This window comes from Halorubrum sp. Atlit-26R (assembly GCF_003666015.1).
In the GTDB taxonomy this organism is placed as follows: domain Archaea; phylum Halobacteriota; class Halobacteria; order Halobacteriales; family Haloferacaceae; genus Halorubrum.
The window spans coordinates 229,152-235,551 of record NZ_QPLT01000004.1 but is presented as its reverse complement, the minus strand read 5'-3'; the positions used below and the strand labels follow the sequence as shown (position 1 = coordinate 235,551).

Below are 6,400 nucleotides of genomic sequence, written 5' to 3'. Positions count from 1 at the left end.
TTCAACATGGAAATCGGAATGCTATCGAACGTGTCTTTTGGGAAATAGAACGCCGAACATCATCGTTTGCGAATAGTTTTAGCAATGTCGCGTTAGAGACAGCTCAAAACTGGCTCGAAGCCTTCGCAGTCTACCACAATTCACGCCAAACTTAACGCGACCGAATCCCCGTACGGTACTATTTATTAACGAACGACCGGGTATTCGGGCGCGGCCACCACGCCGGTCGCTCCTTATCGATCCCGGAACCCGTCGAGACCCAGATCGTGAAGATCGGCGGAGACGTCCGCGACGCCCGCCTTCTGTTCCTCGTGAAGTTCGACTAAGCGCTCCTCGATCTCGTCGTGTTCGCGCGCGAGCACCTGCGCCGCCGACAGCGCCGCGTTGTACGACTTCCCGGCGTCGACGGCGACGATCGGCGCGCCCGTCGGCATCCCGATGACGGAGTCGACCGACTTCTCTTGAACCGGCACGCCGATCACGGGCACCGGATACGCGATGGAGGCGGTCATATTCGGGAGATCCGCCGACTTCCCGCCCGCGCCGGCGATGATCACGTCGAGCCCGCGGTCCGTCGCCGTCTCCCCGTACGCGTACATCAGCTCCGGCGTCCGGTGCGCGGAGACGACGTAGCTCTCGTAGGTGAACCGGGCGTCCGGCGCCTCATCGAAGTCGGTCTGCTCCGCGAAGTCGAGGTCGTCGAGCGCCTCGTACGCGTCCTCCATGACGGGGAGGTCCGAGTCCGAGCCCATGATGATCCCCACGTCCGGGGTGGTCGCCGAGTCGGCGTCCGCGTCGGCCTCCGACTCCAGCCGGTCGATCAGGTCGTCCACCGTGGTCATGGACGAGGATTCGGCGGAGGGCTACAAGGAACTCCCGGATGCGGCGACTACGCATATCAGTTGGTAGCCGGGGGTGCTGTCGCGGTGAACACCACTAAAGCCCAGCCGCTCGCTTATAAATGTCTGTTCGCAGATCGGCGGTCAACACCGCCAAAGCCCCAGCCGGGAAGCGGGCGCACGCTCGCTGTGCTCCTCGCTCAGTCGCTCGTTTCACTCGCTCCTTCGCTGCGGTGCTTACTTCGCCTGCGCCCGCTTCCCGGCTGCCCCTTTGAGTCCCGCCCCGCACGGCACCGCAGCCTCACGCCTCCCCAGCCTCGCCGCTCACGCCCTGCGGGCGTTCGCGGCGTCCCTCGCGCGTGCCGACGAGCGGCCGGAGGCCGCGAGTCGCACGCGCCACCGCAGTTCGTTTATAAGCAGTCGTCGCCGTTGCCCGAAATCTACGCGTCCCGGAACGTCAGCCCGTCCCGGAGTTCTCGGGCCCGCAAGAGTAGCGCGTCGCGGTCGGCATCGTCGTCGCTTCGCTCCGTCACGGTCAGGTGTCCCATCTTCCGGAGCGGGTACACGTCGTCTTTGCCGTACCAGTGGAGGTCGGCGTCGGGCGCGTCGAGGACCGTCTCGACGTTCCGGAGCGTGGCCGACTCTCGCTCGTCCACGTCGCCGAGCACGTTCGCGGTGACCGCGGGCGCGACGAGGTCGGTCGGGCCGAGCGGCCAGCCGAGGACGGCGCGGACGTGGTTCTCGAACTGCGACGTGCGCGCGCCCTCGATCGTCCAGTGACCCGAGTTGTGAGGCCGGGGCGCGATCTCGTTGACCAGCACCTCGCCCCCCTTCGTCTCGAACAGCTCGATCCCGTAGACGCCGCGGCCGTCGAGGACGTCGAGCACGTCGCGCGCGACCGACTCGGCCTCGGCGACGACCGCGTCGCCGGCGCGGGCGGGGCTGACGCTCTCGCGGAGGATCTCTTCCCAGTGGACCGTCTCCGTGACGGGGTAGGTCCGCGTCTCGCCGTCCGCGCCCTTCAGTCCCATCACGGCGATCTCGCGCTCGAAGTCGAGGAACTCCTCGGCCATCGCGGCGCCGCCCACCGCGTCGAGCGCGTCCGCGGCCTCCTCGGGCGTCTCGACCGGGACGTTCCCGCGGCCGTCGTAGCCGCCCTCGCGGGCCTTCAGCATGACGCCGCCGAACTCCTCGACGACGCGTTCGAGCCCCTCGGCGGTCGCGACCGCGACGAACTCGGGGACGGAGATCCCGGCGTCCGCGAGCGCCTCCTTTTGAACCAGCTTGTCTTGGATCGTCTCCAGCGTGCCGGGGTCCGGATGGACCGGAACGCCGTGCTCCTCGCTCGCGGCCGCGAGGACGGCCGGGTCCGCGAGTTCGATCTCGAAGGTCAGGGCGTCGACGCGGGCGGCGAGCTCGTCGATCGCGTCCGCGTCGTCGAAGTCGCCGACGATCTGGTCGGCCGCGACGGGCGCCGCCGGACAGTCGGGCGTCGGGTCCAACACGACGAGGTCGACGCCGAGCGGCGCGGCGGCCTCGCCCAGCATCCGGCCCAGCTGTCCGCCGCCGACGACGCCGAGCGTCGGCCCCGGAAGAGTGATCGACATGTGCGAATCGGTACTGAACAGAGATGAATAAGTATTGCCAAAATGCGAGAAAGGTAGACACGAACGCGGATCGACCTGTCGAGCGTGCGCCGTCGAATCAGACCGAGACCCGTTCGAGGTCGCTCTCCAACTCCTCGACGAACTCGTTGTACGCCGCGACGAAGCCGCGGAACCGGTCCGCGTACTCCCGGACGTCGGCCGCGGAGGGGGCGCCGTACTGCGAGAGGAGGTAGAGCCCACCCGACCCGCCGATCCGGAGGTACGACACCGCCCCCTCGTCGTACTTCAGCTCCCAGCGGTCGCCCTCGACGCGCGTCGTGAACGTCCCGTAGTCGTCGCCCTCGTACCGGTGGATCTCCCCCGCGATGACCGCGCAGGTGTCGCGGATCTGATCGAGGACGCGGTCGCGCTCCGCCACCACGCCTTCCGTTGTCGCCGGCTCCGGGAACTCCGCGCTCACCCCGTCGAGGACGCCGGACAGCGAGTCGACGTGGTCGTTCCACGCCGCCACGAACGCCGCGTAGTCGTCGAGCGCGGTCGCGAGCGCCGCCGGCTCCGGCGGCTGCTTCGTCGAGATGACGTACGTGTCCGAGCCGGAGTTCGGCGAGAAGAGCAGGAACTCCAGCTCGCCCGCCTCGTGTTTCACCGTCCACTCGCCGCCGGGCGTCGACAGCGTCTCGCGGCCGTAGTCGCCGCCCTGGAGCCGCGCGAGCTGGTAGGCGATCCGTCCGGCGTGGTCGCGCACCGCGGCGACGAGCTCGTCGCGGCGCTCCGCGACGGTCGCGGCGTCGCGCACGTCGACGTCGATCCCGAGGTCCCCCTGCGTCGTCACGGTCTCAGTGGGCGCGCCATCCGGTTAACCGGTTCGGGTCGACGAGCGGGTTCGATCCCCGGTTCGCAGCGGCGACGCGCCGGTCACCCGATCGTCTCGCGGATCTCGCGGATCCGGTCCGGTTCGTCGACCCCGGAGCGGACCACGACCGCGGAGACGGAGTCGCCGTCGGGGACCGGCGCGTCGCCGCTGAGTATCGCGTCCGAGCCGGTCTCCTCGGCGAGCCAGCGCCGCCCGTCGGCGATCGCCTCCCGGTTGAGCCACGCCGGCGGACCGCCGACCACGAGCAGGGTCCGGTCGGCGCGCCCCTCGGGGGCCTCGACCGTGTTTTTTCCGCGGGTCGCCTTCCGGATCACCGTCTCGATGGCGGACACCGCGGCGCTCGTGTCGACCTCGGCCGGCTCCGAGGAGCCGAAGAGCCCGAGCCCGAACTTCGAGCCCGACTCGGGGGGCTCCACCGCCTGCGTCGCGTGCCCGATCGCCGCGATCTCGCCGGCGCTCCCCACGGCGCGGGCGACGTCGCTCGCGTCGAGCACCTGCTGGGGCGTCGCCGTCCCCTCGGGCGTCTCGCCGGCGCCGAACAGCGCCGCGATCCGCTCGGCGGCGACCTCGTTCAGCCGGTCGCGGGCCCCCCCGAGCGCCTCCCCCGGGCGGAGCCACGCCGCGTTGTCGAACGGGAAGACCGCCGCGCACTCGTCCGAGAGCGCGTCGAGGGTCCGCGCCGCGTTCCGCTCTGCGAGCGGGCGGTGGGCCGCCGGCGGCGCCGGCTCGTCTCCGGAGGACGCCGCGCCGCCGGCTCCCGCGCCCGACGCCGCGCCGCCCGCCCCTGCGGAGGACGCGCTTCGCGGCCCGTCGCCGTCCGGTTCCTCGGTCTCGTCGCGGGTTGGGAGGAACCCGAAGGCGTAGACCGGGGCGTCGTAGAGCCGCGAGAGCTCCGCGGCGAGCGCCGGGGCCGCGCCCGCGCCGGCCGCGCCGCCGAGGCCGACGACGATCAGGAACGCCTCCGCGAGGGACGGCTGTTGATCGTCCATGGCCCGGCCGAGTTCGCTCGCGTGCGCGTCGCCGAGGCGGCGCCCGGCGTGGAGATCCCCCTCGAGCCCGTCCCCGCCCGCGGCGTCGCCGAACCGGTACCGGCGGTCCTCGCCGAGCGCGTCGAGCGTCCCGAGCGCGTCCATGTCGGTGTCGAAGGCGTGGACGCCCGCGAGGAACGGGGCGTCGCCGTGGTCGCCGGCGAGGCGGTCCGCGATCCGCCCCCCGGCTCCGCCGAGACCGATGACGTGTAGTCGCATACGTGGGGCGGTCGTCGACCGGGGATATATGACTTCGGCTCGGCGCGAATCGCGGCGGGCCAGCCGAGCGCCCGCGACGCCTCAGAACTCGTCAGAACTCGTCGAGCCGCTGCTGGCTCTCGGGGACCTCGGGACCCGGATCGGGATCAACGCCGAGCAGGCGCAACAGCGCGGTGTCCGCGAACGTCAGCGCCACCACGAGGATGATCGGCGCGAGGAACAGCCCGTGGAAGCCGAACACGACCGGACCGAAGATGTACGCGAGCATGAGCAGCCCGACGTGGGTCGTCTCGCCGCTGAAGTACGGCCGGAGGACGATGTCGGGGATGGTGTCCACGACCACGACCGCGACGGCGAGGAATCCGGCGACGTAGGCGAGCAGAGCGAGATCGCCGTCGAGCGCGATCGGTATCGACATCGCCGCCGCGATCGGGATGTAGACGATCTTCATCCCGATCACGGGGATCAGGCTGGCGACGCCGGTGAGCGCCCCCGCGAGCGTCGGGTACGGGATCTCGACCGCGGCCGGGGCGACCGCGTTGTACCCGAGGTAGGTGACGACCGCGATGACCGAGATGGCGATGACGTTGAGCAGGTTCCCGTACAGCACCGCCTCCAGCTCGTCGTCGGCGGTCTCGAGGTACTCGCGGACGATCGCGTCGTCGTCGAAGGAGAGCAGCCAGTCGTGGAACTTGGAGCCGTCGATGAGCAGGTAGTAGGTCACGACGACGGTGATGAGGAGGTTCAAGGCGAGCCCCGAGACGGTGCTGGCCAGCAGCGACGCCTGCTCGGAGACGAGCTCGATGAGGGGGTCGAACTGCCCGGAGCGGTACGCCGCGAGCAGCTCGTCCATCGTCGGGTTCGACAGCTCCGCGAGGTCGCCGATCACCGAGTTCTCCGCGCCGATGGTGTCGGCCACCGGGTACGTCTCGATGAAGCGCCGCGCCTCCAAGATTAGCAGCACCAGCGTGTAGCTCACCAGGCCGATGAGCGGCACGCCGATGACCGACAGCGACACCACCGCGCGCACCCGGGAGGGCAGCCGGAAGCGTTCGAGCCGGTGGTAGAACCGCCGCGTCGAGTAGTAGAGGAAGACCGCGACGGTGAGCGGGGCGACGAACCGGTAGGCCACGTAGCCGGCGACGAGCGCGACCGCGAGGCCGAAGAGGGCGACGACGAACCGCTTTTCGTCCATGGGCCACGGTCGCCAGCGTCTGACATAAACCATGGTGGTCGTTGCGGCTACCGCGGCCGCGACGAACCCCGTAATCGCGGTCGCGCCGATCCCAAAGCCCCTAACGGCGGGGGGTGAAGGGAGACGCATGAGCGAGATTCACCCGGACCAGCGCGTCGCCGTGCTGGCGGACTCACAGAACCTGTACCACTCCGCGCAGAGCGTCTACTCGCGGAACATCGACTACTCCGGTCTCTTAGAGGAGGCCGTCGCGGACCGGTCGCTCGTCCGCGCCATCGCGTACGTGATCCGCGCCGACTCGCCCGAGGAGGAGAGCTTCTTCGAGGCGCTCCGCGACATCGGCTTCGAGACGAAGATCAAGGAGATCAAGACGTTCGCCGACGGCTCGAAGAAGGCCGACTGGGACCTCGGGATGAGCCTCGACGCCGTCTCGCTCGCGAGCCACGTCGACACCGTCGTCCTCTGCACCGGCGACGGCGACTTCGCGCGCCTCTGCTCGCACCTCCGCCACGAGGGCGTCCGCGTGGAGGCGATGGGGTTCGGGAACTCAGCCGCAGACGAGCTGATCGAGGCCGCCGACGACTTCGTCGACCTCGCCGAGGAGGAGGACACCTTCCTGCTGTAGTCGGTCGCGCGCT

Annotated in this window: 6 protein-coding genes and 1 pseudogene; 2 read left to right on the top strand and 5 right to left on the bottom strand. The window is 70.0% G+C overall.

Annotation, left to right across the window (positions count from 1 at the left end):
- A pseudogene (locus DVK07_RS06925) lies at positions 1–155 on the top strand (IS6 family transposase); the annotation flags it as partial.
- A 78-nt stretch (positions 156–233) separates the two neighbouring features.
- Here the strand turns inward: DVK07_RS06925 and purE are convergent.
- The 5 genes from purE to DVK07_RS06900 form a co-directional block, all read right to left on the bottom strand.
- The gene (gene purE, locus DVK07_RS06920; protein WP_121596370.1) at positions 234–842 is read right to left on the bottom strand and encodes a 5-(carboxyamino)imidazole ribonucleotide mutase; all 609 of its coding nucleotides are present in this window, start codon (positions 840–842) and stop codon (positions 234–236) included.
- 437 nt (positions 843–1,279) lie between these two features.
- The gene (locus DVK07_RS06915) at positions 1,280–2,446 is read right to left on the bottom strand and encodes a 5-(carboxyamino)imidazole ribonucleotide synthase (RefSeq protein ID WP_121596369.1); all 1,167 of its coding nucleotides are present in this window, start codon (positions 2,444–2,446) and stop codon (positions 1,280–1,282) included.
- 97 nt (positions 2,447–2,543) lie between these two features.
- Positions 2,544–3,278 (bottom strand): hypothetical protein, encoded by a 735-nt coding sequence (locus DVK07_RS06910; protein WP_121596368.1) that lies wholly within the window; start codon positions 3,276–3,278, stop codon positions 2,544–2,546.
- A gap of 83 nt (positions 3,279–3,361) precedes the next feature.
- The gene (locus DVK07_RS06905; protein ID WP_121596367.1) at positions 3,362–4,567 is read right to left on the bottom strand and encodes a cell division protein FtsZ; all 1,206 of its coding nucleotides are present in this window, start codon (positions 4,565–4,567) and stop codon (positions 3,362–3,364) included.
- Positions 4,568–4,658: 91 nt separating this feature from the next.
- Positions 4,659–5,762, bottom strand: coding sequence for an AI-2E family transporter (locus tag DVK07_RS06900; protein ID WP_121596366.1), 1,104 nt, complete (start codon positions 5,760–5,762; stop codon positions 4,659–4,661).
- A 127-nt stretch (positions 5,763–5,889) separates the two neighbouring features.
- Here DVK07_RS06900 and DVK07_RS06895 point away from each other — a divergent pair, with 127 nt between their 5' ends.
- Entirely contained in the window at positions 5,890–6,387 is a 498-nt protein-coding gene (locus DVK07_RS06895) for an NYN domain-containing protein (protein WP_121596365.1), read from the top strand.
- Positions 6,388–6,400: the final 13 nt, after the last annotated feature.

Bases quoted from the DNA above. Each gene is read 5' to 3' on its own strand.
- purE (WP_121596370.1), bottom strand. From the start codon at position 842: ATGACCACGGTGGACGACCTGATCGACCGGCTGGAGTCGGAGGCCGAC.
- DVK07_RS06915 (WP_121596369.1), bottom strand. From the start codon at position 2,446: ATGTCGATCACTCTTCCGGGGCCGACGCTCGGCGTCGTCGGCGGCGGA.
- DVK07_RS06905 (WP_121596367.1), bottom strand. From the start codon at position 4,567: ATGCGACTACACGTCATCGGTCTCGGCGGAGCCGGGGGGCGGATCGCG.
- DVK07_RS06900 (WP_121596366.1), bottom strand. From the start codon at position 5,762: ATGGACGAAAAGCGGTTCGTCGTCGCCCTCTTCGGCCTCGCGGTCGCG.
- DVK07_RS06895 (WP_121596365.1), top strand. From the start codon at position 5,890: ATGAGCGAGATTCACCCGGACCAGCGCGTCGCCGTGCTGGCGGACTCA.